This is a genomic window from Rhizobium sp. BG4, assembly GCF_016864575.1.
Classification (GTDB): Bacteria; Pseudomonadota; Alphaproteobacteria; order Rhizobiales; family Rhizobiaceae; genus Rhizobium.
Genome location: NZ_CP044127.1, coordinates 520,066 through 545,018, shown reverse-complemented (window position 1 = coordinate 545,018; position 24,953 = coordinate 520,066). Strand labels below are relative to the sequence as shown.

Sequence of the window (24,953 nt, the reverse complement as noted above, 5' to 3'; positions counted from 1 at the left end):
GCAGCCCAGAAAGTTTTAGCCAATGCCTCCGCCCTGAAGAGACAGGCTTCCCGTTCGACAATGGCCTGCGCATTCTGCAATGGGAAACCTGTCGCCACTATTCGGCCGATGCTGCACCGATGATGCCGACGTCGGCTTCGTGGAACTGCAACGCGTAACCCGAGTTATTCGCAGGAAATGACTTTGGAGGCTGCAATGCAAGTGCGAGACACCCGGATCACGCCGGAGGGGAGGATGCTGACCGTCGAGTTTGTGGGACAGGGTGGCGAGCTTGTATCCATTGCTATGGATAACTCCGATAACAACATTGATGCACAAAATGCGGTGGAGCACGCGAAAGCAATCATGGTTGAGCTCGTGTCGTCGGGAGGCGAGGGTGAAGATCCTGGCGTCAATCGAAATGACGCCCTCAGCGACGGCAACTTCGACGAGGGCGGCTTGGGGTTGCAAACACCATCGAGCGTGCGTCACGGGCAAGATCACGAGACCCTAAAGGGAGAGGTCGACGAAGGTTTCCAAGCCTGGCCAGCAAGCGAGGCGGTGTCTGCCACAGCCACAAGCGTTTCCCAAAGGCCGAAGAAGTAGCCGGCCTTTCAAGCGACTTGGCGATCATTCGCAATTCCTTTCCACTTAGGCGTTATCAGAACGTCTGGTTTTAAAATACGGCACAGTAACAATGACAGTTGAACATCGCCTCGCGACCTATGGCAGCCTTGCACCTGGAAAGCTCAACAATAACCAACTTGACGGACTTGCAGGCTTCTGGCGGTCTGGCAAGATTTTCGGGCGCCTCGTGGACGCTGGCTGGGGCTCGGACTTGGGCTTTCCCGGTCTTGTGCTCGATGACCAGGCCTACGCGATCCCGGTGTCGGTCTTCGAATCCTCCGATCTTCCACATCACTGGCAGCGGCTGGATTCGTTCGAAGGCGAGGGTTATCGTAGGGCGCCGGTCTCCGTCACCATCGATGGCGAACAGGTTGAGGCTCACGTTTACACCTTGGCTAAGATTGCAAGGCTGTGAGATCCAACGTTCCAGCGATCCGGTTTGGGTATAGATCGGTTCGTTCGAGGCTACACCTACCTGCATGCGGCAGGCCGTGTGAGTTGCGCGCCGGCCGGAACAGACGTGCAAAAACCTGCGAACACCGGCATCCGCGTGTCCTCGGCAAATACCCGCTTTACCTACACAACGAAGAAGCCACATCAACTACGGGGGTTGGGCTTCGCACCGGAGTTGAACGCATGCTCTTCAGCGTCGCGTTGAAGCGGCTGGCCTCATGGACAAGCGTTGATGATCACCGCCGTCAATACTGATAGGGCCGAATGCTGGCTTCGTCGTGGTCTTTGCTGAAGAGCGAGAGCCCGCTCGCCTCTTCCGCTTCACCGCGATAAAGCACCGTCGCCGAGACGTGCTGATGAGAAAGTACGTGATCCAGCGCGCGCAACGATAGCCATCGGAACTGGACTTGTCGCTCCGGTCGGCCGGGAAAGGGCGTACGACGCGATGGAGAAGCCGACTTCAAACGGCTGTCGGGTGACGCTTGATCTGCCTCTGAGCCGTGACGCCCTTCGAGGTCAAACTGCATTTCAGCGATGTTTTAAAACCGGTCTGGATTTCGATATACCCCGCCTGCTTGGCTGCCAGCGCGGTTTTCAAACCGATGTTATGCGGCGGATAGGTGAAATGCTTGTCCGTCAAGCTGGCGATAAGCCTTTGCATCCTCATCCCTATATCGGTGGTCATGCCTTCCTCTCGCATTCTGCAGCTTCCGCGTGGCCTAACGTGCGTTTTAAAGCCGAGATTTAGCGATCGCAATCCTCCTGGTGGCGCGCCCAGAAGAATTGGGGCCCATCGAAGAAGCCGGCAAAACGCGCAGCCGCGGGTGAGGATTTGACCTTGCGGAAAGTTGGGGATAGCAGAACAAAACAGGAATTCGAACTGGCATTTTGAACCCAGAAAGGCTAACGAGGCTGACACGGACAAGGGCAGACCATGGCATTCCGATTCGTCCACACCGCCGACATCCATCTCGACTCGCCGCTGAAGTCCCTTGCGCTTCTCAACGGCGAGCTGGCAGATCTCATCGGGCTTGCTACCAGGCAATCGTTCATCCAGACGATCGAGCTGTGCCTCGAAGAGCAGGTCGACGCTCTGATCATCGCTGGCGACCTCTACGACGGTGAGCAGACGTCGATGAAAACGGCGCGGTTCCTTGCCGAACAACTCGGGCGCTTGCATCAGGGCGGTATTCGGACCTACATCATCCGCGGCAACCACGATGCCCTCTCAAAGATCACCGCACAGCTTGTGATGCCGGACACGGTCAAGGTGTTCGGTGAGGTCGCTGAACTGGTCACCATCGAGCGGTCCGCCGGGGATTTCGACGTTGCGATCCACGGAATGAGTTTTGCTAAGCCGCATGCGCCAGAATCTCTCCTCCGACACTTCGCCGCCCCACTGCCCGGCGCGGTCAATATCGGGATCATGCATACCAGCCTTGGTGGCTCAGCAGGACACGATCTTTACGCGCCCTGCAGTGTTGCCGAGCTCAGACAGGCAGGGTTTCAGTACTGGGCGCTCGGCCACATTCACAAACGATCCGCTCTGCAAGACCAAAGCTGCGCTGTCGTGATGCCCGGAATACCGCAGGGGCGTGACATCAATGAGGACGGATCGAAGACGGTGTCACTGGTGACCGTGCGTGATGACCGCTCGATCCTCGTCGAAGAACGAAGAACTGCCGTCGCCCAATTCGAGCGGCTCCAAATCGACGTCTCAATGGCCGCTGACTGGGACGACTTGGTGGCACTGTGCAAACTTCAGCTTGGCGAACTGGCCTCGGCGATACCGAAAGGCCAGATCGTGGCACGGGTGGAGGTGATAGGGACGAGTGAGCTTGCTTGGCGCGCTCGCAGGGACATCGATCTTCTGAGGACGGAGTTCGAAACACATGGGTCGTTGATCGGAAATATCTGGATCGAAAAAGTGAAAGTCTCGTCGTCGCGGCCGCGGCAAAACGGCGGGAATCCGGGAGCGCTGGGCGAGCTTGCGACTATCATTGCGCGAGAGATCCATGGCTCGATCGATTTCAATTCGGAGGTCAAGGCGATTGCCGACGAATTGCGCGGCCAGTTGCCGGCGGAGCTCAGGGACATCATCGGAAAAGATCAGGCGGCGTATGACGGTTTGATGGCGAAGTTTGCAAAAGAGGGGACAGCGCATGTGCTCGCGCTTCTCCAGGGGGCCGAGGGAGAGTGACGTGCGGATCAATCGTCTCGACCTGACGCGCTACGGCAAATTCACGGACGCTGTTGTTGATTTTGGGCAACGTCCGGTCGGATCGCCCGACCTGCATGTCGTTTACGGCCCTAACGAGGCAGGCAAGTCGACCACTTTCAATGCGATCCTCGATCTCGTCTTCGGGATCGGACACAGCACCAAATACGGATTTTTACATCCTTATTCAGCAATGAGATTAGGCGGCAACCTGCTTGTCGCTGGACGGGATCGTGAGTTCGTCCGGGTCAAGCGCCTGCAAAATAGCCTGCTGGACGGCGATGAGCGCACTGTTGCGGAAACCGAGATCATGGCTGATCTCGGTGGGATCGATCGCTCTGCGTTCTCGACGATGTTCTCGCTCGACGAAGAAACCCTCAAGAGCGGCGGCGAGAGCATCCTGGCCAGCAAAGGCGATCTCGGGCAGCTGCTTTTTTCTGCAAGCGCGGGTCTTTCAGATCTCAGTCGACGGCTCGGCGAAATCCGGGGCGAAGCCGATCGGTTTTATAAGCTACGGGCTCGCAACACGGAACTCGGAGAGCTCAGGTCGCGTCTCGCGGACCTTAAGGTGAAGCGTGACGAACTCGATCTGCTGGCAACTGATTTCGCGCGGATGAGGATTGAACTTGCGGCGCATGAGGAACGATACCAGAAGGCGGTTGATCAACAGTCGGCGATTCAACGGCGGTCAAACGAGATTAACCGCATCCTGCGAGCTCTTCCAACGATGGCGCGGCTGTCACTCTACCGGGAAGAACTGCGGGCGACGATTGCCGTACCGGAGCCCCCAGGCTCATGGAAGAATGAACTCTCGGCCATTCGCAAGGAAAGCATCGAACTGCGGGTTAAGATTGACGCCGTTGCGCATTCGATCGCCACCATCGAGAGCGAGATCGAGAGAGTTGCCGATCCATCGGAGGTTCTGGCCTTCGCAGGTAGGGGGGAGGAGCTCCTAAAGACACTGGAGCCACGCTATGTCACGGCGGTGGTCGACATTCCGAAATTGAAAGGGCGGATCGCAGACCTTTCAGTTGACGCGCTGCTTCTCCAGCTTGGGCAGCCGGGAGAGAAGAACCCGGCTCGCCTGATTCTTGACGCGACCACAGTCGGCAGACTGAGGGGCCTCATCAACGCGAGGTCAGGCGTTGATGCGCGGTTGGAAGCCGCCAGCAAAGAGCTCGCCCGAACCAATCGCGCTCTTGCAGAGGAGGGCGGAGCCTACGAGCGCCTAGTTGAATACAGGCAGCCAGAACGCCGCAGAGCGTTCGAGGCTTTAGCCGCGACTGTCAACGCGATCGAGACGCTCGACGACGAAACATCGCTTCGGCTTCTGACGCGGCGCAGACAAGCCGCTGAGGCCAGCGTGCTGGAAAGCATGGCCCAGCTCGTGCCGTGGCGAGGCACGTCGGCTGAGCTGGCTGCGATCCCGGTTCCGTTGACGACCACCGTCGAAAAATGGAAAGCCACATATGCAAACTGCCGCGATTCTGAAAAGTCCGCGGCCTCGGACAGAGATAGATTGCAATCCGAACTCGACCGTGTGGATGCCGAAATCGCGGATATTCGGGGACGTTCCGGAAAAATCGACGAGACGTCGGCGATCGCCAGCCGTGCTGCGCGCGATGAAGCATGGCTATTGCATCGACAGACGTTAACGATCGAGACCGCGCTCGACTTCGAACGCACCATGAGGGCAGACGACCAGGCCGTGTCGGCGCGTCTTCTGCATTTCGCCGATAGCGGAATGCTGGCGCAACTCAGCCTCACGCGCGCCGTTGCCATCGCAGAGCTTCAGTCCGCGGACCAGCGCCTTTCAGACGCGCGCTCTGCGCTGGCAGCGTTGACTTCGGAGATGCTCACCAGTTTCTCGGGCGTGGCGGCGGCCCAGCTCCTCGTGCGTGACCCAAACGAACTTCAAGAATGGCTCCGTCGCCGGACAACGGCTCTGGCGGCCCGCGACGACTTGGGTTCGATCGACCAGGAGATTGCGGATGTCCGAGATCGATCTGTCTCGGCGAAGCTGCGCATAACAGCAGCGCTCAAAGCCGCCGGCATCAAGGCCGTCGATGTTGACGATACCGTCTCACTCATCGCGCTGGCCGAACGTGAGCTCGATCGGTTCAATTCGGCGATGGATCAAGCCGACCGGCTTGAACGCCTCAATGCTGACCGCAACGAGCGGACAAAGCTTCTGGCCGAAGCGCAAAGCGACGATGCCGAGTGGAACGCTAGGTGGGCGGAGCTATGCGCTGGTTGCTGGCTCGAGGATCAACAATCTGTTCCGGATGTCGACGCCGTCAATGTGATCATACCGATCCTTGAAAAGCTGTCGTCGGCGGTCGAAATGAAAGAGAGCCTGGTAGACCGCGTTCAGAAGATGGAGCAGGACGCCATTATCTTCGAGCAGACGGTCTTTGCTCTGTGTTCGGGCCTCGGTATGGACCGGTCGGGATCGCTCGGCGATATGACGCGGGCAATCGGAGAAAAGATCAAAATCGCCGAGCGGGACCGGGATCGGGTCGAGAAGCTTGAAGAAGCACTCGATCAGGCGCGGGAGCAGGAGAAAGAGCTGTTGGTGACCCGACAGGTTCTTTCCGCTCGCACTGACGAGATGACGGCATTCTTCGGCTGCACCACCATTGATGAGGTGGAAGCGCAAATTGATCTTTGCTTGAAGCGGCAGGCAGTCCGCGCGGCCATTGATGACCTTGAGCGCGAACTCCTGGAGATCACCGGCGTCCAGGACATTCTCGAGGTTGAACACCGACTTTCGCTTGCCGACAGGAATGCGCTTGAGGTCGAGCTGGAGGGCATGAAGCCGCTTCTTGCACACCACGAGCAGGCGTGCCGAGATGCGTTTCACGAGCTCTCCACCATCCGCAAGGCATTGGACGCGGTCGGAGGCGACGCAGCGGCCGCTCAGATCGAGGAACGGCGTCGGACCACGCTGCTGGACATTGAAGAGCGGGCAGAGAGATATCTCGAGCTGAGGATCGGTATCGTTGCTGCCGAACAGGCGCTCAGGCTTTACAGGGATCGTCATCGGAGCGGGATGATGTCCAGAGCGTCGGAAGCGTTCCGGACCATCAGCCGCGGCGCCTATTCCGGGGTAGCCGCGCAGCCCGGCAAAGATGGGGAAGTGTTGATGGCTCTATCAGCGAGCGGCGGATCTCTATCGGCAGACGCGCTGTCGCGGGGAGCACGGTTTCAGCTTTACCTGGCATTGCGAGTGGCGGGATACCACGAATTCGTGACCGAGCGGCCCGGCGTCCCGTTCATCGCCGATGACATCATGGAGACGTTCGACGACTTTCGGGCGGAAGAAGCCTTCAGGCTGTTTGCCGGGATGGCGCAACATGGCCAGGTGATCTACCTCACGCATCACAGACACCTAATCGATATTGCGAAAAAGGTGTGTCCATCGGTACGGGTACATGATTTCGACCACTTCCAGCGGCAGGCAACAGTGAGCGGAATAGCGGCGGAATAAGATATAAACGCAGCTATCCCTTTTGCTCGTGCGGTACGATGACCTTTTCGGTCTGTTCCCGATCACGCCTCTGTCTCGGCGGCTGTAAGGCTGGTTTTAATTGGCTCTCTTGAATTGGGGAGATCATGCCATCCGCACGGAGGCTGCATTGCGGACTGGCGAGCCGTCCTGGTTATGAAGAGTACGCTTGGACCCGATTGTCGGCCGGCTCGTTGCAGGCCTGGGATTGACGCCACGTGGGTGACAAGGAAGCGGACATGCGCGATTGGCCGTGTGTTCGTCCCCTGTCGGTTTCGATCCCACAGGCTTCCTGCCGCGGGCTAGCTGTTCGGATTAACAACCTCGGACACAGGCTCCTTCGCGGCCTCACCTGGTTTTGCGATAACGACATAGGTCCCCGCTAATGCGAGCGCTGCTGCGAAAATAATCGCCACGAAGATGTACATATGGTGGCGAGCTTTGCTACCCGAGGACATGTGATCTCTCTCTAAAGACGACGGAGAAAACGCACACACGACGACTTGAGTTCCCGGTGCGCGAAAGATATCAACCGGGGATCCCTGGTCGCATGCCCTCGGAGTTGAAGACGCGACCATCAACTTGAACGGTGGTGGTTCAGATATGGTGGGGGCTCTTCACGCCCAAACATCTTCAGTCTGCTGCTCTAACGGGGCTTTCCGCGGTTCGGGTTCGAGCGGTCTGCCGAAGCAAAAGGATCGCCTCACCATATATCTCCCGGCGGCGCGCTTCGCGCATTGCCACCAATCGAGTCCGGGTCGCAGGCGAACGATGATCGTCCGGTCTCCGCACTGCCAGTTCCTCGTTTTCGACGAGATCGGCCAAGATATTGCGCATCACACCATTGAGTTCACGCAGTTCGCGCATCTCGGACAGCACCGGAGACGTATGGAGCCTCCGGGCGATTGCGGCGTCGATCGACTTTTCCGTCAGCCGCGTTTTCGCGAGCAGATATCGAGCGGCCAGAGTGGCAACGAGCGTGATGACCGCGGCTGAGATGATGACAAGCATGACGTGGCTCCTGACCCCACTTACATCGTGCTCGCACGGGCATTGTTCAATGCCTGATCGGCATAGAACTGGAAGTGGATTGGATGGCGGCTGCTGCCCCAAATTTCGCGGCCGAAGGACTATGTGCCGCCGAGCTACCGCTCGCAGAAGAATCCGATATGGGAAGGGGTTTGCTGCAGTGCTGCGATCAGACGCTAAACTCTCCGCGAGGTGTGCCAAATGGCGTGCATGTCGGGGGAGCTCAGGCTTCAATGCAGTTATCGGAGATTGCCGCGGCGGGCACAATCGCCGATTTTGAAGACATCGGCCATCCTGTCTGCCTCCTCGGCCTCGAGCGTATTAAGCAGCACGCCGTCAAAATCGAGCGGCCAGCCCGTAAAGATGTCGATGATCGACCAGCACTGGTGGTAAACATTCTTGAAGACCCAATATTGTAGGTGCGACATACGCGAAAGGTAGCGCTCGCAACATCGTGGGAGGCGCGCACTGCGATCGGGTCATTGCGATCTTTGGCGGACCGCAGCCTCGTTCTGAGCAAGTTGACCCTTGGGAGAAGTCGGAACATCCTCGCTCGCCCATATCAAAACGGCCAAAGCCGCGACCGACAGATAGCCAAGCTTGTGTGTCAGGACGCTGCGCGCGGCTTGCGAGCGCGTGCAGCAAGTTCTCGTAACTGAGTTCATTCGTCTCGCCCATTGGTGGTTTCCGCGGAGCCTAAGGCCTTGGTTGAGCCGAGCCAATCCCCAGAAATGGGCTACCGAGCTCTGCATTTGCGTGGCGTTGCCAGCAGCCGCCCCGCGTAAGCGACCGGATCGCGACAGGCTGTCGTCAAGCTAGAACCCCGGCAGATCCCTGTATTGCGCAGGCGCCTCCAAGATACAGTGGGCAGCTACAGCGGCCTGGATTGGCGTTCGATGCGGGCAGGGGAAGAGACGTAATGTACGACAATGGCGGCAAACGCTCGAACGCTTTGGTCGACGGCCCGGCGGGATTAGGGCGGGAGTGGCATCAACAGCAAAACGAATGTGGCATGTCCATTGGATTTCAGTGATGTAGCTCATTGGCTCCCTCACGACATGGGAGTGAGCCCCTTGATCGCCCGCAAGGGTTGGTGCAATACCGTCGACGTTGGATAGCTTAGGAGTTTCGGAATGCCCGATGAACCCTTCGAAAAGCTCAAGGACTATATGTACACCCTGATAATCGTTGCAGTTATCTTCTTGGTGATTGCGGCCGCAGGTGGAACACCCATAGGGTTTGGGCCGCGATAAGGCTGAAGGGTCATTGCCAATGCCATAGGCTTCTTGATTATGGCCTTGGCCTCGATGATCGCGTGCGCGTTTGGCCACCAAGTTGTGTGTGAGTCCCTCCTGCAGGCCACTATGACGGATCTATATTGAGCCACCTTGAGGCTATCGCGGGATTGCCGCGACATGGAGAGCACGATAGCGTCGCGGCTATGTAAACCCGGCCGCCATTATCCCGTCGGATATCCGCGTTCGCGACGATATGATGCGCCTGCTTGGGTTAGCTTGCAGCGGGGACGTAGCCCAAGCGAACCCTCCCGCTGAATGAGGCCTGCCTTCTCGGCGAGGATGACCGTTTTGATGCCGACGTTATGCGGGAGGGGGCGAAACGCTACGTCACTCATCGAATTCAACAGCAACATAAGACGAACAGAGGAGTTGATCTGTATTCCCGGCATGCGAGGCTCCAATTCACCTCGCTGAAACGACACCGCTGAAAAGTTGTTCGGGAGGGATTGTTCAAAACCGTACAGAAGCCGATTTGCCCTTATATCGCGAATAGGAGGAAGATCTGCATTCCCATCATTACGAAGTTGGAAAGCTTTGTGCGGCAGTGGACAGGAAAATTGCGATCAAGTAGCAACTGCCACCAACAGCGACGTTTTGGAAAGATGGGCTACACGACAGACCTCACATGGCCATTGTGTATGCCGGGTCCGTTTCTTCGTCTACAGGTTCAGTCAGCACGACCTCCTCTGGAAGCGGTGTCATACCCGTGCGGATCTCTTCCGCATGCCACCACATCGCGTCGCGGGGCATGCGCGCCCGACGAAGAGGCTCCATTTCCGTGAAAATGAATCGGCGCCTGTAAGCGCTGGGGCTTTCGGCAATGTAAAACGGCTTCATGCGCTCTTGTCCAAGGAACCATGGCTTCTTTAGGAAGCGTTCCGGCGCGTCGGTCCAAAGCGGAGCCGGTCCTAGCCTCCACCTACGGCAGAGGTGTTCCCCAATAGCTCTCACCAGCGCGTCAAAACGCTGGTCAACCGTTAAATCGGGTGTATCAACGAGCCGCTCTCGTCTCCGGCGACTTGAGGGATCAATGTAAAAACCGTCAAGAAAACTGGCAAGGTGGTATCGAAACTCGCTACCCGTCTCAAGGTGCGAGTGGACGGCCGCGGCCAGCGATCCAGGTCGGACTCGCTTGCATTGGCGCCATTGTATTCATCTACCAAACCCTTGATCTTCGTGCTCAATTGCTAGGAGACGGGGGGAACGACGATTCCCGGAATGTTAGGATAGCACTGCTCCATGAGTTCAACAATCTTCTCGTAGGTGTTGATCCCGGTGAGTTCCATCAGCGCCACAGCATCTGTCGCGTCTAGCGATCGCACGGCCGAGATCGTCTGCTGAGTCTCGCGCTTAAAATTCCCAAGTGACGGTCATCGTTGCTGGCTATCTCGGCAAAGGTAACTTGCATCGGAGCTTGTCGCCACTAGTTCCGACTTCAATATCATAAAGGCAAATGTTAATGTCAAAAATCGCTGTGATCGGAATGGGAGCTATGGGTAGCGCTGTCGCGGAAGCCCTTATGTCCTCCGGAGCGGAAATCAGTACCACCTTGGAAGGACGCAGTTCAGCGACACGGGATCGGGCTGCGGTTGCTGGCATCCGTGAGGAAGACCTGATGTCGTTGGTCGACGCCGATATCATCTTGTCGATTGTCCCGCCGTCTCAGGCTTTAGCGGTGGCCGACAAGGTCGCGACGGCGGTTCGCTCATCCAAATCTTCTACGACATTCGTTGACTGCAATGCCGTTTCTCCACAAACGATGGAAAAGGTCTCTGAAGTCTTTAAGGACACTGCTGCGACAGTTCTCGACGCCTGCATTATCGGTGGTCCGCCACAGGCAGGCAAACCCGGCCCCCGCTTCTATATCAGCGGAGATGCAAGAGAGACCGTAGCGGTTCTCACCGAATTCGGCTTGGATGCGCGTCTTCTTGAGCGCGATGTCGGTGCCGCATCGGCACTCAAGATGTGCTACGCCGGTATCAACAAAGGCCTGATTGGCCTCGGCACCGCGATGCTGTTGGCAGCCGCTCGGAATGGAGCTGACAAAGCCCTGATGGCGGAGCTATCCGAAAGTCAGCGGCAGCTGGTCGAGAAGCTCGGCCACGGCATTCCTGACATGTATCCCAAAGCGTACCGTTGGGTTGCGGAAATGAACGAAATTGGCGCGTTTCTGGGAGCGGATGAGCCAGCTGTCGAAATATTCGCTGGAATGGCAGGTGTCTTCCAGCAAGTTGCGGACGACCAGGCCGGCAACAACGGTCTAACGGCCGTTTTGAGCGGCATGTTAGCCCAGCGACCGGAAGGAAGCCTCAACCGATACGATGCCTTGAGCAATGGCAACTTTGATGAAGGCAGTAGAGGTCTGGAGCCGGTCCCAAGCGCTCGCGAAAGTCACGACGAAGTCGAATTGGAGGCCGAACTGGAGGAGGGGCTCGAGGATAGCTTCCCTGCCAGTGATCCGGTATCGGCGATCGTGACGAGCATACCGGGGACGACGAAGAGATAGAGGCTGCAGCTTTCGCCGGGCTGCGCCAGCTTGGTGCGTGTCCTGCTTCTAAGAACGCGGTTGGAACAAAGTAGTGGTCGGTAGATTTAACCTGCGCGGCTGCTGCGGGGGTCGCGTCCATGAAGTGGAGGGAATTTCGGAATGCATCTGGTGCGGACAAATGTTGCCAGGACGACAGAGGCGACTGTCACGGTGGAGTTTCATGGGGAGGGCAACGAGCTTGTGGCTGTCCGCATGTCAGCCGACAGCGTTTCCAGCGATGACGACGCTATAGCGTTCGCTGCGCAGATGTTGGAAGACTTGCGTATTGCTGCGACCACGCCCGGACCAGCAACGACCCGCGAGGGAGCAAGCATCGCTGAAATGCTTGCTGCCGAGGAAGCGATGAAGTCCAGCTGATTGCAGCGATGGAAGATCGCTCATCAGCATTTCACAATTTGTCCAGGAACCATGCTGCTGCAAGTGAGGGCCGCACCTCCGACAAAGCGGGGGCCTCAAAGTCTGCCTGCATGTGTTCTGAAGATATCTGCCTGTCTGCTACACGCTGTGGGTTCCCTGGCATGGGCTTACGAAGACGGGGGTCAGGACGGAGATCTGGCACTAGAATCTAGGGAAGCGCGGCTATGAGAGCCGGCCCGCTGGGGTAGCACTACCAGCGGACCACCATGTCCTGCCGAAGGCGTTATGCCTTATCGACGACCTTCTTTACTGCGTCCTTAGCCTGGCCTTTCGCCTGCTGAGCATCGCCCTTGGCTTCTTGCGCCATGCCCTTTGCCTTCATATCACGGTTATCGGTTGCATCGCCCACGCTTTGGCGGGCTTTGCCAGCCAGTTCATTGGCTTTACCGGAAACCTTGTCAGCTGTGCTTCCCATCGGAAAACTCCTCTCAAGAGACTTGATTGCCTCGAAGGGGTGAACCTCTGTCCGAAAAGTTCGTTCCGCCGCGACCGCCTGATTGCGCCTTGAGCGATATCGCTATCGGCGTCACGATTGGCAGGCCTGGCTTGACCTTTCGCAACCGGAGGCCGAGCTTATCAGACCGCTGCCGGCGGGCAGCCTCGCTGTAGAGCTGGTTCGTCAATGCCGTGACATGTTGGGGGCCACACACCTAGAGGCGCGGGCGCACAGCAAGCGTGTGCCCTCCCCAGATCCTCGAAGGACATTGCGCCACTTTACTGGGAATTGCCAAAGCGTCGAACCGCGCGATCAGGCATTGGCAAAGGAAAAAATCATCGCCAAAACTCTTTCAAGCCACCGGTCGCGCCAACGACCGGATCGTTGCCTGGTATTGAAAGCGACGAAATGATCGCAAGCAGCTCGGCGCTCGGTGCCTGCGTCTGGATATCTGCCTGCTGGCGCGGAGGGTAAGCTCCGACGATCTCGAAGTCGCTTGATGCCTCTATTTTCTTGTGGCCCGTTCCTGCTGGTAGGAGAAGGCAATCTCCCGTCGCGAGTTCGATGATTTCGCCACCAGGTCCGCCGAGTTGAAGCTTGGCTGTACCGCGCCCCACGCCCAACGCCTCATGCGCTCCCGAGTGGTAATGATGATAATCGAACACGCCATCGCGCCAGATACCGGTCCAGCCGTTCTCCTCGAATGCCTCCTCGAAATCCGACGAGGTGGCATGGAAAATTGCCTGGCGGTAGATCAGGACTGGCAACCGAGTGTTGTTTGGGACCCAGTCACTTGGTCTAAAAGATTTGTGCTCGATGTTCATAGGAGTTGGCCCGTTGAGGATAGGGCGGCGGCAACGGCCGTAGCCCGCATTCGACCAACCACCGAAAGCAGAAACAGTTCCGAAATTAAGTGCCCTTTCTGCGCTGCTCGGGAACAACTTCCTATCACGGAGCTTTTGATCTCTCCTTCATGAAAAAGGTTAGATGATCAATGGCTTCCGCCGACCAGTTTAATATGCAGAACCCGCTCACGCAGTATCCTCAGCCGAAATTTCCTGAGCAACCACAGCCAGTACCCGGCTTGGCGAGCAAGATGCAGCCTGTGCCCGATCACGGTGAAACATCCTATAAGGGTACCGGTCGACTGAACGGTCGCAAAGCACTCGTGACTGGTGGCGACTCCGGGATCGGCCGGGCAGCCGCGATTGCCTTCGCCCGTGAGGGAGCCGACGTCGTCATAAACTATCTGCCTGAAGAACAGAGCGACGCGGAGGAGGTGATCAAGCTCATTGAGGCGGAAGGCCGAAAGGCAGTCGCGATCCCTGGCGATCTCAAACGCGAAGCGTTCTGCAAAAAGCTTGTTGAGACAGCGAATGACGAGCTGGGCGGTCTCGATCTCCTGGTCAATGTGGCTGGTCGCCAGAAAGCCATCGCCGACATTTCGCAGCTGACAACCGAACAATTCGATGAAACCTTCAAGACGAATGTCTACGCCCTGTTCTGGATATGCAAGGCGGCTGTCCCGCTCATGCCTGAAGGCTCATCGATCATCAATACCGCTTCCATTCAAGCTTACCAGCCGTCTGCGACACTTCTCGACTACGCGCCGACGAAGTCGGCAATCGTCGCGTTCAGCAAGGCACTGTCCAAGCAGGTTCTGCCAAAGGGGATCCGCGTGAACATCGTGGCACCTGGTCCATTCTGGACGCCGCTGCAGACATCCGGAGGCCAAACGCAGGACGTCATCACGGCGTTCGGCAGCGAGGTCCCGATGAAACGTCCCGGTCAGCCAGCCGAATGTGCGCCAATCTACGTTTTCCTGGCCTCCCAGGAATCGAGCTACATCACGGGCGAGAGCTTTGGCGTGACCGGCGGCAATACGCTACCCTGATGCTGGGAACCCTCGTTCCAGTCAGGATTGACGGCTATCTCCCACTGGAGCACTACGCTGCAGTGGGAGGTGGTCGCTCAGTTGCCCTTGTCGGCGCTGACGGCGCCATTGACTGGTGGTGCGCCCCCGACATGGACTGCCCGCCGCTGTTCAACCGTCTGCATGATCCAGCGGGCGGTCAATTCACCATCACGCCGACCGCAGAGTTTCACATCGAGCGGCAATACCGGCAAGACAGCAATGTTCTGGAAACGATCTTCATCACCGACACCGGGTCTGCCCGGTTGACCGAGTCCCTGAACAGCGGTGTCGCTGGACGGCTGCCGTGGTGCGAACTGGCTCGTCGAATTGAAGGTTTGAGGGGTTCTGTCGAATTCAAAATTACGCTGGAGCCGACATGCGCTGAGCGGCAGGTAAGGCGCGCCGATCATCCGAACGCAGCAATACGGTATATCGGGGATTTGACAACAACCTTCTGTCACGATGATAAGGTTGGTATCATCGTCGATGAGGATCAGCGAACACTTGCCTGCCACACGACGTCAGCCGGTTCATCGACATGTGTTGCTTTTCTCGTGGCCGATCAAGCTCCTCTTGCCATACCAAACCTCAAGGATATCGACCGTCGGATTGACCTCAGCGATGACGAGTGGCGAAGGTGGTCCAGCGAGTTGGCCTATGACGGCCCATTCAAAGGCGACCTTGTGCGCTGTGCGCTATCCCTGAAATTTCTCGTCTATTCCAAGACTGGGGCTATCGCTGCAGCCGCGACGTCTGGACTTCCTGAGCGGTTTGGCGGCGTCAAAAACTATGATTACCGATATGCGTGGGTGCGGGATGCTGCCTATACGATCAAGGCTTTGCTGCGTGCGGGATCACTTGAGGAGCCCATCGGTGCTTTTGGCTGGTTGGTCCGTACCATATCTGACGATGGGCCGGTACCGAAGGTCGTCTACACATTGACAGGCGAGGCAGTGCCTGACGAGCGAACGGTCGCCGTCCCCGGGTACAAGGCGTCATCGCCTGTCAGGGTGGGCAATAGGGCCAGAACACAGACACAGCTCAGCTGTTACGGCGATGTCCTGGAAACCGCAGCCCTGTTTGCAAAATGTGGCCATGTCCTTGATCCGCAGGCAGCCGGGCTTATGGCAGGCTTGGCGGATCAATGCCTGACACGGTGGCGCGAGCAGGACTGCGGTATTTGGGAGCTTGAGGACCAGCAACACTACACCTTTTCCAAAATTGGCTGCTGGCTGGCGCTGAAGAACGCGGCCTGGCTTGCCAGGGAAGGACATATCAGGGGCGACGCTGATCGCTGGCTTGGCGTGAGCGATCAAATACGCAAATGGATCGACGAGAACTGCTGGTCCAGCGAGAAGCAGGCATACACATTTTTTGCCGGGACCGATCGGCTCGACGCGGCGCTCTTGCTGACAACCCGCTTCGGTTTCGAGCACGACGACCGCCTCAAGAGTACGCGGGCCGCAATCGAACGAGAGCTGGCTGTCGGTCCGCTGGTTTACCGCTACAGCGGCGCTGCGAAGGAGGAGGGGACTTTTGTTGCCTGCTCATGCTGGCTTGTCGAAGCATATGCCTTCTTAGGTGAGGTCGATCATGCCGAGCAATTGCTCAAGCGCTTGCTCGAAAGGCTTGGAAATAATTTCGGCATTCTGAACGAAGAGATCGATCCGGCGACCGGCTCGGGGCTTGGAAACCTGCCTCAGGGCCTCAGCCACCTTGCACTGCTACATGCCATCTATTCCATTGAGGAAAATCGATGACCAATGGCAAGCCGGCTTTGCGGCGGAAAACTGTTGACTGCGGATCTGCTAGCATCAATGCTTCGATGACAGCCCGGGTTGTGGGCGACGCATCGAGCTTGCCACCGTTGATTTCCTCAACAGCCTGGTAAAAGCCACCAACCCATTTACCCGACAGGATAGCAAAGATCCGAAAAACACCTCGGATCTTCTGGGTCCTACCGCATCCGCAGGGGTCGCGTAACGTTCCTTGCCCTCAGCATGCACACCTTTCCACCGTGAAAATTGTTCCATTGGTGGCTTAAGCCAAAGGGCCTATGTGATTTCGCGCGCCTTCAATTGGATATTGACGGCGCACCAGGCGGCACTTGGGCAGCCTGGCAAGCGGAAGGTAACGGACCGGGTAGCTCATGGCATAGTCAGCAGAGCAGCGAGCAAACACCGGCTATCCCGCCTTGTTTAGCCGACGAGTTACATCATCGCGGCGGCAGGTATTCCTAAACGGTACACTATTTATGCCGCCTTAAGCCTGTCGTCGTCCGAGTGTGGAAGGGAAGGTTCCGGTTTTGAACGACTCATCAACTAGCTGCTTATTGGTTTGGCCGCATTGCGGTAGGAGCCCGCTGAACCCCCGCTTTCGAGCGCGGCGGGCTCCGCAACTGAAGCGCTTGTTCGGCGCAGATTACTGCCTGGGTCTGCCGGTGTCGCTCATCGCGACATATTCCCCAGGTAAAGGCTCGCGCCTTTCTTTCCGCACTTGCAGCGCATGGCTTTCGCGAGCGCTCCCATGGTGACATCCTTCCCGAACCTTCGCTGGATCTCCCAGCGGCTCACCGGCTTGCGGCGTTTGCATGCCAAGCACTGAGCAAAAATGGTGTTGTACTCTGCCAGCTCGCCGATCGTCCTATCATCATCGGCCTTCGGCTCTTCCTTCAGCAGGACTGTGCCGGCTCCAGCATACGAGAGCTTGCAGGTCTCATTGATCGGCGCGTTCGGTCCGCGCGTGCAGCCGAACCGCGAAGCCAGATGGTAACGAAGGCTCGGCATGCTCTGATCACCGGATTCGGCCAGAAGATCGTCTGCCGATGCCGCGCCGGCCCTTTCGCATTTGATGCAAAGGAACTCGACGGTCCGGCCGGCATATTCAGACAGCCAGTAGGCGCCATTACGAGGCACCGAGCCGCTCCAGGCGCCAGCCGCCGGCAGGGGGCTTTCCACCTCTCATCGCAACACGGTAGTCAGCTTCGATGATCGCTTCCTCTTTGGCTGCGGTAACGCTTTCGGCCCAGCGAGTGATCCGGAATTTGCCGACCCGGAATATGTACCGCTTCAGGTTTTTGCGTTTGCCAGCCGTGTAGCCCGCCTGGAAGATGGTCCAGGCTGCGTGGACGTCCGTGCGTTCCCTGAATTCGGGTGTCTGGGCGTTCCACCATTCGTCGAAAGCCTTGCGAAACTGCGTCTTAGGTTGCGGTTTGTCGAGCACGTCAATCCCCGTGCTCGCAGGCAGGCCCAGACAAGCGAGCAAAGCCCTTGCCCGTTGCGGCCCCCGCAAGGGTCGATTGAATGCGCAGATGCCAACAGTTATCGAGCAGCGCCTGGATAGCTGCTATTGCGTCGCCGTCAAGCCAAGCGTGAGCCGCGGCGGACTCGTCGGAAGCGGACGGCCTTGGCGGATTTTTTATAACATGAGACATCAAATAGGTTCCTGGTTGGCCTGATGCGCTCTGATCCGAACGTAGGCGCCGCCGATAGCGTCATCGATGTCGCCTTGCCACGGAAACCAAGCTGCCTTCGAGAACCGGTCCGGGTTATAAAGCCGGTGGCCGCCGCAAGCCTGCTTAGCCGCTTCGTCGATCGCCACTTCTATTTCGCCATACGGCCCAGCGTCGGGCATCGCATAGGCGCAAGCCACGGCAAAACGCAGACTGCTGATCGCACGCGTGCCAACCATCCGAATGAGGTCGGGGTGGACATCGGCTGCGCTCACCTCGCCAGCGGGTGTCATATACATATCGACACCGTTATCCTGTGCAGCGGCATGGTCTATCGATCGCGCAAACATGCTCGTTCTCCGTGGTTCGAATTGTGAGGTAGGCGGCCGCATCGCCAAGATTGTTCCTATTATGTTCCGATGGCGTCGAGAGTCAATATCGATCTCGTGCTCGACCTAAACAAAGCTTTGGCTGGCGATCTTGTGAGCCGAGACAACGGTTAAACTTTTGTCGAGGGTAGCAGGTGCGCTGCGCGAGCTTGACCTGGCGGTGTGGCACTTCGGGCAGGGAAGCCACGCAGATCGTCAGTTGGGATCGGGAAGGGTCACAGATTATCTGGGAGGATCGAAAGGCGATGTGGCAGTTCAGCAAGCGGGTGAACTCGATAGCAGGAGTGCGGCGCATCCCTGCCTCCTCACGCATATTGGCAGGGTGGCTGCCAGAACTCCGTGTCAAAGAGGATGAAAGACAGCGGGCCGAACAAAGTTCAACGGTTCGCGATGATGATCAAGCTACCTGCCTCGTCTCGATGAAGTAGTAAGTCCGGCTGTCGATGCCGACATGGCGTTCCCCGCTGAGGCACGCGAGGCCAGCCCTGCCGGTCTCCGCGGCAAGCATGCGGCATCGCGGTCGATCACACACCCTGAATTTGCACTTCCTCCTGCTCCAATCGCGGTTGTCACATCTAACCGCGGGTGTCGCTGGCCGTCGTCAGCGTAGGCTGCCGCATAGAGAGGAAGCTCTGGGTCACTTGCGCTTATCGTTTTGTGACGGGGATCTTCGCGGGCCGCGATCCAACTGAAAAGTAGACAACAAAAAGGCGCGCCGACTTGGCGCGCCTCTAAACGCTTCGAGCCTTCAAAATCAGGCGCGATCGACGATGTTCTTCACAGCATCCTTCGCCTGACCCTTCGCCTGCTGCGCATCGCCGTTGGCTTCCTGCGCAAGACCCTTGGCCTGCATTTCCCTGTCGTTGATGGCTTTTCCAACAGCCTGCTTGGCCTGGCCTGCCAGTTCGTTTGCCTTGCCAGAAATCTTGTCGCTGGTGCTACCCATTTGAAATTCTCCTCAGAGACATAAGCGTCTCGGCCAAGAAACGGCGCATGCGGTGTTTGGTTCCACGCTGCCAGAAACGCCACCAAACCCGCAAGCGCGCCGCAAGTTGCATTGGATCGGCTGATTGCTTGAGCCTTGAGGCGCCAGCGGTTGCCGGCAGTCGTTCGGAGCGTCACTGCGGCTGCGCTCCAGCAGGCGAAATGCAGCTATTTCGCTGCATTTCGACAGGCCGACCCCCAATCAGCTCTCAATGCATGGCTGCCAGCGATGTTGCCGTCTCACGATAGCCGTGCAGCGGTCGCCCGAGCATCGTTATCAGCCGCTCCACGTCACCTTGTTCAGGGATCATGCCGTGGCTCACGTAGCGTTCGGCCATAAGCCGCATTTCATAGGCGGTCCATTTCGGCATGAATGTTGCCATGGTCTGCTCGAAGCCGCTCGGGTCGTCGCCGCCGTAGACGATAGGCCGGCCGAGAACGTCGGACCAGATATCGGCAACACTTTGGCCGGTGAGCGTGTCCGGTCCGACCAGATTGATCGTCACCAGTGGAAGTTTGCCGGTGGCCATGTCGCGACGGATGAGTTCGATGGCTGCCACCTCGGCGATATCGCGCGCGTCGACCATCGCAACGCCCTTTGACCCGATCGGCATTGGATAGACGCTGTGGTTGATGACAACGTCCTTGATCATGATCTCATTGTCGATGAAGTAGCTCGGGCGCAGGATCGTCGCGCTGAAACCCATCTCTTTCAACATTTGCTCGGCGCCGGCCTTCACCGCGAAGTGCGGGACATTGACGGCGCGATGCGCGTCGAAGACCGACAAATAGACGACGCGTTCGACACCGGCTTCTCTGGCGATGTTCAGTGTGATGATCGCCTGGGTGAATTCGTCGCCTGTGACCGCGTTCAGGAGGAACAACGTTCGCACGCCCTTAAAAGCGTTGCGAAGAGCGTCGAGGTCGAGAATCTCGCCTTCTGCGACTTCGACCTCCATTGGAAAGTCGGCCTTTGACGCGTCACGGGTGAGAATCCTGACGGTGGCTTTGCGAGCCACGAGCTGATTGACGACATGCCGACCGACACGACCCGTTGCACCGATTACGAGGATTGTCATGGAAGTTCTCCTTGCGTTGTTGACAACCCGAATATGAATGGATCACTGATGACCCACTAGACGGGAATTTTGGACCAAATGTCTCGCAGGTGGAACAGCTGATGGATCTTCTCGGGCTTGCCGATTTCGTTCTTGTTGCCAGGCATGGCGGTTTTGGTCGCGCAGCGCGCGCGACCGGACGCCCCAAAGCAACGCTCTCGCGACGCGTCAGCGACCTCGAAGCCAGCCTCGGACTGCGCCTTGTTGAACGCGGTGCAAGGACGCTGAAGCTCACGGAGGAGGGGAGGGCACTGCACCACCGTGCCGGGGCACTTCTCATGGAATTGGACGAGACGGCGTCGGCAATTGCAGCTGGGGGCGAGCGACCGCGCGGGAGGCTGCGGATCAGCGCTCCGTTGCTGTTTTCCCAGATGGCGATGGGAAAGCTGGCATCGAGTTTTGCGCTGCAATATCCCGATGTGCGGCTCGACGTCACGACTGAAGACCGGGCAGTGGACATGGTTGAGGAGGGCTATGATCTGGTCATTCGGGTAAACCCGGACGCGGACAACGCCCTCGTCGGCAGGGCCTTCCTTCGCGACCGGCTTGTCATCGTCGCGCCGTTGTCGCTGCAAGCGCCACCGGAAGGCACCAACGTGCCTGTGGTCGTGCGCGGCCCGCCGGGGCCGCCTGATACTTGGCACGTGAACCGCAACGGTTCGGCATTTACGATAGGTGCGGAGCCGATCCTTGGACTGACGTCTTTGTTGAATGTGCGCGATGCTGTGCGAATGGGCGTGGGTGCTGCCCGCCTGCCGATTTCGCTGGTAAGTGGCGATATTGCCGCTGGGAGGCTCTCGTTATGGGGCGATGTGCAAGGATCGGATATCAGGCTTTGGGCTCTTTATCCTTCGAGACGACTGCTTAGCGCGCGCGTCTCAGCGTTCCTCGATCACCTGAGGGAAGCGTTTCCGGACGGATCACCGGAAGCGCTTTCGGCTTACATCGACTGCTGATCGACAAGGGTAAAGAGCGTTTCAGGAGCTCGGCGACCACCATATTGGCGAAAACGATGCGCGGCTCGTCTCGGTCGCAGAAGCCAGCCGGCTATCGCTATTGCGCCGAGCGGCTTTAACATTGGTCCGCGCCGGCGTATCCGACGAGGAAGAAGCGCGCCGATTTCCGGTTCGGGGAGATGGGCATGACGTAAACCCGTTCGGGATCGATCCGGACAGGCGGTACCACCAGTGCCCGAGCCGGCGGCTAGCGCTGCCGGCTCGGAGCTTTGCCCTATACAGCTTGGTCTGCTTCCATGGCCGCAGCCATGAGCTGATCGCGCTCGCGAAGTCCTTTGTTGAAAAGTCGGGCGACGGCAACCGTTAGCTTTGCAACGGCACCCGGGTCATTTGCGATGCCCTTTGCACGGACGACCTCCCTGACCACCCCGGCGCATAGACGTGCATCGTCTCTTGAAATCGGTTCTATCATGACAACCGCTCGCTAGTACCCGCCCCTGGGAAGGGGCGGGCTGGCCTTTGGAGACTAGAAATCCATGCCGCCACCGGCGGGCAGAGCAGGCGCGGCTTCCTTTCTGGGCTTTTCAGCGATCATCGCTTCTGTTGTTACCAGAAGTCCTGCAACCGAAGCCGCATCCTGGAGTGCGGTGCGAACAACCTTGGCGGGGTCGATGACACCTTGCGCGTAAAGGTCGCCATATTCGCCGGTTTGAGCGTTCCAACCGAACGACGGCTCGTTCTTTTCACGCAGCTTGCCAACCACGATCGAGCCTTCGGCACCGGCGTTTTCGGCTATCTGCCGTACGGGGGCCTCGATCGCCCGGCGAACGATGTCAATCCCGACCCGCTGATCGTCGTTGGCCGTGGGCAGACCCTCAAGCGCCTTTGCCGCGCGCAGCAGCGCAACGCCGCCGCCGGGCAGAATGCCTTCCTCGACCGCCGCGCGCGTTGCATGTAAGGCATCGTCCACTCGGTCCTTCTTTTCCTTCACCTCGACCTCCGTCGAGCCTCCGACACGGATGACAGCGACGCCACCCGCGAGTTTTGCCAGGCGCTCCTGCAGCTTTTCGCGGTCGTAATCGGATGTCGTCTCCTCGATCTGCGCGCGGATCTGGGCGACGCGGCCATCGATCTCGGACTTCGAGCCGACGCCATCGATGATGGTCGTGTTTTCCTTCTCGATCGCCACCTTCTTGGCTCGGCCGAGCATGTCGAGCGTGACGTTTTCAAGCTTGATGCCGAGGTCTTCGGAAATGACAGTGCCGCCTGTGAGGATGGCAATGTCTTCAAGCATCGCCTTGCGGCGATCGCCAAAGCCTGGCGCCTTGACGGCAGCAATTTTGAGCCCGCCACGCAGCTTGTTGACGACGAGTGTCGCAAGTGCCTCGCCTTCGACGTCTTCGGCAATGATCAGCAACGGTTTGCCGGACTGAACGACCGCTTCCAGGACTGGCAGGAGAGCCTGTAGATTCGAGAGCTTCTTCTCATGGATGAGGATATAGGGATCCTCCAGCTCGACGCGCATCTTGTCCTGATTGGTGACGAAATACGGGCTGAGGTAACCGCGATCGAACTGCATGCCTTCGACCACTTCGAGCTCGGTCTCGGCGGTCTTGGCCTCCTCGACGGTAATGACGCCCTCATTGCCGACTTTCTCCATCGCCTCGGCGAGGTACTGGCCGATCTCGGCGTCGCCGTTCGCAGAAATGGTGCCGACCTGAGCGATTTCGGAATTGCTGGTGATTTTGCGGGCGTTGACCTTCAGCTCCTTGACCACGGCGTCGACGGCAAGATCGATGCCGCGCTTGAGATCCATCGGGTTCAAACCCGACGCCACAGCCTTGGCGCCTTCCTTGACGATTGCCTGCGCAAGCACTGTTGCTGTGGTCGTGCCGTCGCCGGCCAGATCATTGGTCTTCGACGCCACCTCGCGCAACATCTGTGCGCCCATGTTCTCGAACTTGTCTTCGAGCTCGATTTCCTTGGCCACCGAAACGCCGTCCTTGGTAATGCGCGGGGCGCCGTAGGACTTGTCGATAACCACATTGCGACCTTTAGGGCCGAGCGTCACCTTGACGGCGTTGGCAAGAATATCGACCCCACGCAACATGCGCTCACGGGCATCGGTATTGAATTTGACTTCTTTCGCAGCCATGTCTTCACTCCTTCAATAGGCAGCTTTTTGACTGATATCGTTCGCCTGACAGCCAGCGGTCAGGCGGCTTTCTTCTGTTCGACCTCGGCCTCGATAACGCCAAGAACGTCGCTTTCCTTCATGATCAGCAGGTCTTCGCCGTTGATCTTGATCTCGGTACCCGACCATTTGCCAAACAGGATGCGATCACCCGCCTTGACGTCGAGCGCCTGAACCTCGCCCGCGTCATTGCGCGCGCCGCCGCCGACGGCAACAACCTCGCCCTCTTGGGGTTTTTCCTTGGCGGTATCGGGTATGATGATGCCGCCTTTGGTTTTTTCCTGGCTCTCGATGCGGCGCACGAGAATGCGATCATGAAGCGGTCGGAACGACATGTTTTCCTCCATTGAGCAAAAATAATGACGTTGAACCCGGACCGGACCGGATGACAGTCAGGGCGGGTGCGAACCTCAACCCGAGCGTTCGCGCGAAAAATTTATTTTCGAGATTTTTTGATTTCAAGTAGGTGGCGACAAAAAATTAGCACTCACCCCACGTGGCTGCTAACAAAATGAAATCTAACGATAAAATATGGATTATGGGTGAGGTGCGTTGATCGCGGCGCCGTTTTGCGCCACCATGATCACGCAGAAAAATGGAGCTTCGCTATGCAGTTTTCATCGGATCTGGACCGCCAGCTCAATGGTTACGGGCTAACCACCGCACACATCCTCTATCGTATCCCCGACTTTGTGTCCGTCCTGCAGACCTACGTCTGGCAAGACTATGATCAGGCTCCCGACTTTCCGGTGATGCGCAGGTTCCTTCATTTCTGGGAGGCATCGCTCGATGGAGCGCTGCATTCGGTCCGTTACAGCCATCAGAGGCTGGTCGGGCCAAACGAATGGCGGCGCGTTGATGGCGAGTTCAAGCTAAACTGACCCTGAAAGAGCTTTGCTGCTCATTCTAGCTCGTGTGCGACCCAACTGCAGGGCCCGCTAGCGATCGGTCGTTGCTTGGCTTTGGTCGTCCTGAAATCCTGTATGGAATGCGCGTCCCTGCTGGCAAACCTCGGTTCTTGTGGGCAGTTCAGAGACCATCGGCACCGCGGTGAATGCTCAGTGACGCCTCAAAGCCTGCCATCTTGACGCGCCCTGGCTTCCCTCGCACATCGAGCAGCGTGAAGAGCGGCTCGTACGCCAGGGCAACGATCAGGTCGATGTTTTGCCAATGCGGCGCAAGGCTCGCTCGACGCTACCATCCTTTAAAACAATCCGCACAAGGCCGCTTCAGTGCCGCAACGCTCTCTGACATTGGTCGTGACGGACACATCCGCGGCGCAGGGACGCACGCACAGAAACTATAAATTGCCGATGGTGGGCATTCCGGGAAAGAGCCAATCTCATGCGGAACCTTAAATCGCAAATTTTCTTTTTTGCCGGTCTTGAAACCGCAAATCTTGAAACCAAATCGTTTTGCGCCAGCTGCTGGAA

At 58.1% G+C, this 24,953-nt stretch carries 23 protein-coding genes and 1 pseudogene; 12 read left to right on the top strand and 12 right to left on the bottom strand.

All coding sequences use genetic code 11. The features are described from left to right. Window positions 1-234 precede the first annotated feature (234 nt). Both F2982_RS30250 and F2982_RS30245 read left to right on the top strand, forming a co-directional pair. Window positions 235-585 carry a hypothetical protein gene (locus F2982_RS30250; protein WP_199629759.1) on the top strand — a complete coding sequence of 117 codons (351 nt, stop codon included), beginning with the start codon at window positions 235-237 and terminating at the stop codon, window positions 583-585. A 91-nt stretch (window positions 586-676) separates the two neighbouring features. After that, window positions 677-1,021 (top strand): gamma-glutamylcyclotransferase family protein, encoded by a 345-nt coding sequence (locus F2982_RS30245; protein ID WP_199629758.1) that lies wholly within the window; start codon window positions 677-679, stop codon window positions 1,019-1,021. 498 nt (window positions 1,022-1,519) lie between these two features. Here the strand turns inward: F2982_RS30245 and F2982_RS30240 are convergent, their stop codons facing one another. Beyond that, complete coding sequence (locus F2982_RS30240) at window positions 1,520-1,744, bottom strand: hypothetical protein (RefSeq protein ID WP_199629757.1); 225 nt, start codon at window positions 1,742-1,744, stop codon at window positions 1,520-1,522. A 249-nt stretch (window positions 1,745-1,993) separates the two neighbouring features. Between F2982_RS30240 and F2982_RS30235 the strand changes: the two genes are divergently transcribed. Together F2982_RS30235 and F2982_RS30230 are read left to right on the top strand one after the other, a co-directional pair. Beyond that, the gene (locus tag F2982_RS30235) at window positions 1,994-3,259 is read left to right on the top strand and encodes a DNA repair exonuclease (RefSeq protein ID WP_148194569.1); all 1,266 of its coding nucleotides are present in this window, start codon (window positions 1,994-1,996) and stop codon (window positions 3,257-3,259) included. Between the two features lies 1 nt (window position 3,260). Further along, on the top strand, window positions 3,261-6,767 hold the full coding sequence (locus tag F2982_RS30230; protein WP_203431274.1) for an AAA family ATPase: 3,507 nt from the start codon (window positions 3,261-3,263) through the stop codon (window positions 6,765-6,767). Between the two features lie 651 nt (window positions 6,768-7,418). Here F2982_RS30230 and F2982_RS30225 read toward each other — a convergent pair. Beyond that, on the bottom strand, window positions 7,419-7,796 hold the full coding sequence (locus F2982_RS30225) for a hypothetical protein (RefSeq protein ID WP_112719030.1): 378 nt from the start codon (window positions 7,794-7,796) through the stop codon (window positions 7,419-7,421). A gap of 83 nt (window positions 7,797-7,879) precedes the next feature. Here F2982_RS30225 and F2982_RS30220 point away from each other — a divergent pair, with 83 nt between their 5' ends. Next, entirely contained in the window at window positions 7,880-8,233 is a 354-nt protein-coding gene (locus F2982_RS30220; RefSeq protein ID WP_203431273.1) for a hypothetical protein, read from the top strand. A gap of 1,500 nt (window positions 8,234-9,733) precedes the next feature. Here the strand turns inward: F2982_RS30220 and F2982_RS30215 are convergent. Further along, window positions 9,734-9,949, bottom strand: a complete 216-nt coding sequence (locus tag F2982_RS30215; protein WP_148194572.1) for a hypothetical protein — start codon at window positions 9,947-9,949, stop codon at window positions 9,734-9,736. A gap of 616 nt (window positions 9,950-10,565) precedes the next feature. Here F2982_RS30215 and F2982_RS30210 point away from each other — a divergent pair. Both F2982_RS30210 and F2982_RS30205 read left to right on the top strand, forming a co-directional pair. Beyond that, window positions 10,566-11,618, top strand: a complete 1,053-nt coding sequence (locus F2982_RS30210) for a DUF1932 domain-containing protein (RefSeq protein ID WP_348652532.1) — start codon at window positions 10,566-10,568, stop codon at window positions 11,616-11,618. A gap of 141 nt (window positions 11,619-11,759) precedes the next feature. Then, on the top strand, window positions 11,760-12,017 hold the full coding sequence (locus F2982_RS30205) for a hypothetical protein (RefSeq protein WP_203431271.1): 258 nt from the start codon (window positions 11,760-11,762) through the stop codon (window positions 12,015-12,017). A 283-nt stretch (window positions 12,018-12,300) separates the two neighbouring features. Here F2982_RS30205 and F2982_RS30200 read toward each other — a convergent pair whose 3' ends face one another. Beyond that, a complete protein-coding gene (locus F2982_RS30200; protein WP_199629750.1) occupies window positions 12,301-12,492 on the bottom strand; it encodes a CsbD family protein in 192 nt (63 codons plus the stop codon). A 115-nt stretch (window positions 12,493-12,607) separates the two neighbouring features. On the opposite strand from F2982_RS30200, the pseudogene F2982_RS31895 reads away from it, so the two are divergent. Beyond that, a pseudogene (locus tag F2982_RS31895) lies at window positions 12,608-12,700 on the top strand (SOS response-associated peptidase); the annotation flags it as partial. Between the two features lie 148 nt (window positions 12,701-12,848). Here the strand turns inward: F2982_RS31895 and F2982_RS30195 are convergent. After that, window positions 12,849-13,337: a cupin gene (locus F2982_RS30195; RefSeq protein WP_199629749.1), complete on the bottom strand. Its 489-nt coding sequence runs from the start codon at window positions 13,335-13,337 to the stop codon at window positions 12,849-12,851. 170 nt (window positions 13,338-13,507) lie between these two features. Here F2982_RS30195 and F2982_RS30190 point away from each other — a divergent pair, with 170 nt between their 5' ends. Together F2982_RS30190 and F2982_RS30185 are read left to right on the top strand one after the other, a co-directional pair. Then, on the top strand, window positions 13,508-14,407 hold the full coding sequence (locus F2982_RS30190) for an SDR family oxidoreductase (protein ID WP_199629748.1): 900 nt from the start codon (window positions 13,508-13,510) through the stop codon (window positions 14,405-14,407). Next, window positions 14,407-16,188, top strand: a complete 1,782-nt coding sequence (locus F2982_RS30185; protein WP_203431270.1) for a glycoside hydrolase family 15 protein — start codon at window positions 14,407-14,409, stop codon at window positions 16,186-16,188. Before F2982_RS30190 ends, F2982_RS30185 begins: the two co-directional genes overlap by 1 nt. A gap of 687 nt (window positions 16,189-16,875) precedes the next feature. On the opposite strand, the gene F2982_RS30180 is transcribed toward F2982_RS30185, so the two are convergent. From F2982_RS30180 to F2982_RS30160, 5 genes are all read right to left on the bottom strand, one after another. After that, window positions 16,876-17,343: a hypothetical protein gene (locus tag F2982_RS30180; protein WP_203431269.1), complete on the bottom strand. Its 468-nt coding sequence runs from the start codon at window positions 17,341-17,343 to the stop codon at window positions 16,876-16,878. Then, window positions 17,333-17,650 (bottom strand): hypothetical protein, encoded by a 318-nt coding sequence (locus tag F2982_RS30175; protein ID WP_199629745.1) that lies wholly within the window; start codon window positions 17,648-17,650, stop codon window positions 17,333-17,335. Before F2982_RS30175 ends, F2982_RS30180 begins: the two co-directional genes overlap by 11 nt. A gap of 210 nt (window positions 17,651-17,860) precedes the next feature. Then, the gene (locus F2982_RS30170; RefSeq protein ID WP_203431268.1) at window positions 17,861-18,229 is read right to left on the bottom strand and encodes a hypothetical protein; all 369 of its coding nucleotides are present in this window, start codon (window positions 18,227-18,229) and stop codon (window positions 17,861-17,863) included. Between the two features lie 793 nt (window positions 18,230-19,022). Next, a complete protein-coding gene (locus F2982_RS30165; RefSeq protein WP_199629743.1) occupies window positions 19,023-19,214 on the bottom strand; it encodes a CsbD family protein in 192 nt (63 codons plus the stop codon). A 247-nt stretch (window positions 19,215-19,461) separates the two neighbouring features. After that, entirely contained in the window at window positions 19,462-20,331 is an 870-nt protein-coding gene (locus F2982_RS30160) for an NmrA family NAD(P)-binding protein (protein WP_203431267.1), read from the bottom strand. Between the two features lie 101 nt (window positions 20,332-20,432). Between F2982_RS30160 and F2982_RS30155 the strand changes: the two genes are divergently transcribed. Continuing rightward, window positions 20,433-21,326, top strand: a complete 894-nt coding sequence (locus F2982_RS30155) for a LysR family transcriptional regulator (protein ID WP_203431266.1) — start codon at window positions 20,433-20,435, stop codon at window positions 21,324-21,326. Between the two features lie 526 nt (window positions 21,327-21,852). On the opposite strand, the gene groL is transcribed toward F2982_RS30155, so the two are convergent. Together groL and groES are read right to left on the bottom strand one after the other, a co-directional pair. Beyond that, entirely contained in the window at window positions 21,853-23,481 is a 1,629-nt protein-coding gene (gene groL / locus F2982_RS30150) for a chaperonin GroEL (RefSeq protein ID WP_112719010.1), read from the bottom strand. 59 nt (window positions 23,482-23,540) lie between these two features. After that, window positions 23,541-23,855: a co-chaperone GroES gene (gene groES, locus F2982_RS30145; protein ID WP_203431265.1), complete on the bottom strand. Its 315-nt coding sequence runs from the start codon at window positions 23,853-23,855 to the stop codon at window positions 23,541-23,543. 273 nt (window positions 23,856-24,128) lie between these two features. Here groES and F2982_RS30140 point away from each other — a divergent pair, with 273 nt between their 5' ends. Beyond that, window positions 24,129-24,401: an usg protein gene (locus F2982_RS30140; RefSeq protein ID WP_199629739.1), complete on the top strand. Its 273-nt coding sequence runs from the start codon at window positions 24,129-24,131 to the stop codon at window positions 24,399-24,401. Window positions 24,402-24,953: the final 552 nt, after the last annotated feature.

What these genes read in the sequence shown, in the direction of transcription:
- F2982_RS30250 (WP_199629759.1), top strand. Translation starts at nt 235, where the DNA reads ATGCTGACCGTCGAGTTTGTGGGACAGGGTGGCGAGCTTGTATCCATT.
- F2982_RS30245 (WP_199629758.1), top strand. Translation starts at nt 677, where the DNA reads ATGACAGTTGAACATCGCCTCGCGACCTATGGCAGCCTTGCACCTGGA.
- F2982_RS30240 (WP_199629757.1), bottom strand. Translation starts at nt 1,744, where the DNA reads ATGACCACCGATATAGGGATGAGGATGCAAAGGCTTATCGCCAGCTTG.
- F2982_RS30235 (WP_148194569.1), top strand. Translation starts at nt 1,994, where the DNA reads ATGGCATTCCGATTCGTCCACACCGCCGACATCCATCTCGACTCGCCG.
- F2982_RS30225 (WP_112719030.1), bottom strand. Translation starts at nt 7,796, where the DNA reads ATGCTTGTCATCATCTCAGCCGCGGTCATCACGCTCGTTGCCACTCTG.
- F2982_RS30220 (WP_203431273.1), top strand. Translation starts at nt 7,880, where the DNA reads ATGGCGGCTGCTGCCCCAAATTTCGCGGCCGAAGGACTATGTGCCGCC.
- F2982_RS30215 (WP_148194572.1), bottom strand. Translation starts at nt 9,949, where the DNA reads ATGAAGCCGTTTTACATTGCCGAAAGCCCCAGCGCTTACAGGCGCCGA.
- F2982_RS30210 (WP_348652532.1), top strand. Translation starts at nt 10,566, where the DNA reads ATGTTAATGTCAAAAATCGCTGTGATCGGAATGGGAGCTATGGGTAGC.
- F2982_RS30205 (WP_203431271.1), top strand. Translation starts at nt 11,760, where the DNA reads ATGCATCTGGTGCGGACAAATGTTGCCAGGACGACAGAGGCGACTGTC.
- F2982_RS30200 (WP_199629750.1), bottom strand. Translation starts at nt 12,492, where the DNA reads ATGGGAAGCACAGCTGACAAGGTTTCCGGTAAAGCCAATGAACTGGCT.
- F2982_RS30195 (WP_199629749.1), bottom strand. Translation starts at nt 13,337, where the DNA reads ATGAACATCGAGCACAAATCTTTTAGACCAAGTGACTGGGTCCCAAAC.
- F2982_RS30190 (WP_199629748.1), top strand. Translation starts at nt 13,508, where the DNA reads ATGGCTTCCGCCGACCAGTTTAATATGCAGAACCCGCTCACGCAGTAT.
- F2982_RS30185 (WP_203431270.1), top strand. Translation starts at nt 14,407, where the DNA reads ATGCTGGGAACCCTCGTTCCAGTCAGGATTGACGGCTATCTCCCACTG.
- F2982_RS30170 (WP_203431268.1), bottom strand. Translation starts at nt 18,229, where the DNA reads ATGTTTGCGCGATCGATAGACCATGCCGCTGCACAGGATAACGGTGTC.
- F2982_RS30165 (WP_199629743.1), bottom strand. Translation starts at nt 19,214, where the DNA reads ATGGGTAGCACCAGCGACAAGATTTCTGGCAAGGCAAACGAACTGGCA.
- F2982_RS30160 (WP_203431267.1), bottom strand. Translation starts at nt 20,331, where the DNA reads ATGACAATCCTCGTAATCGGTGCAACGGGTCGTGTCGGTCGGCATGTC.
- F2982_RS30155 (WP_203431266.1), top strand. Translation starts at nt 20,433, where the DNA reads ATGGATCTTCTCGGGCTTGCCGATTTCGTTCTTGTTGCCAGGCATGGC.
- groL (WP_112719010.1), bottom strand. Translation starts at nt 23,481, where the DNA reads ATGGCTGCGAAAGAAGTCAAATTCAATACCGATGCCCGTGAGCGCATG.
- groES (WP_203431265.1), bottom strand. Translation starts at nt 23,855, where the DNA reads ATGTCGTTCCGACCGCTTCATGATCGCATTCTCGTGCGCCGCATCGAG.
- F2982_RS30140 (WP_199629739.1), top strand. Translation starts at nt 24,129, where the DNA reads ATGCAGTTTTCATCGGATCTGGACCGCCAGCTCAATGGTTACGGGCTA.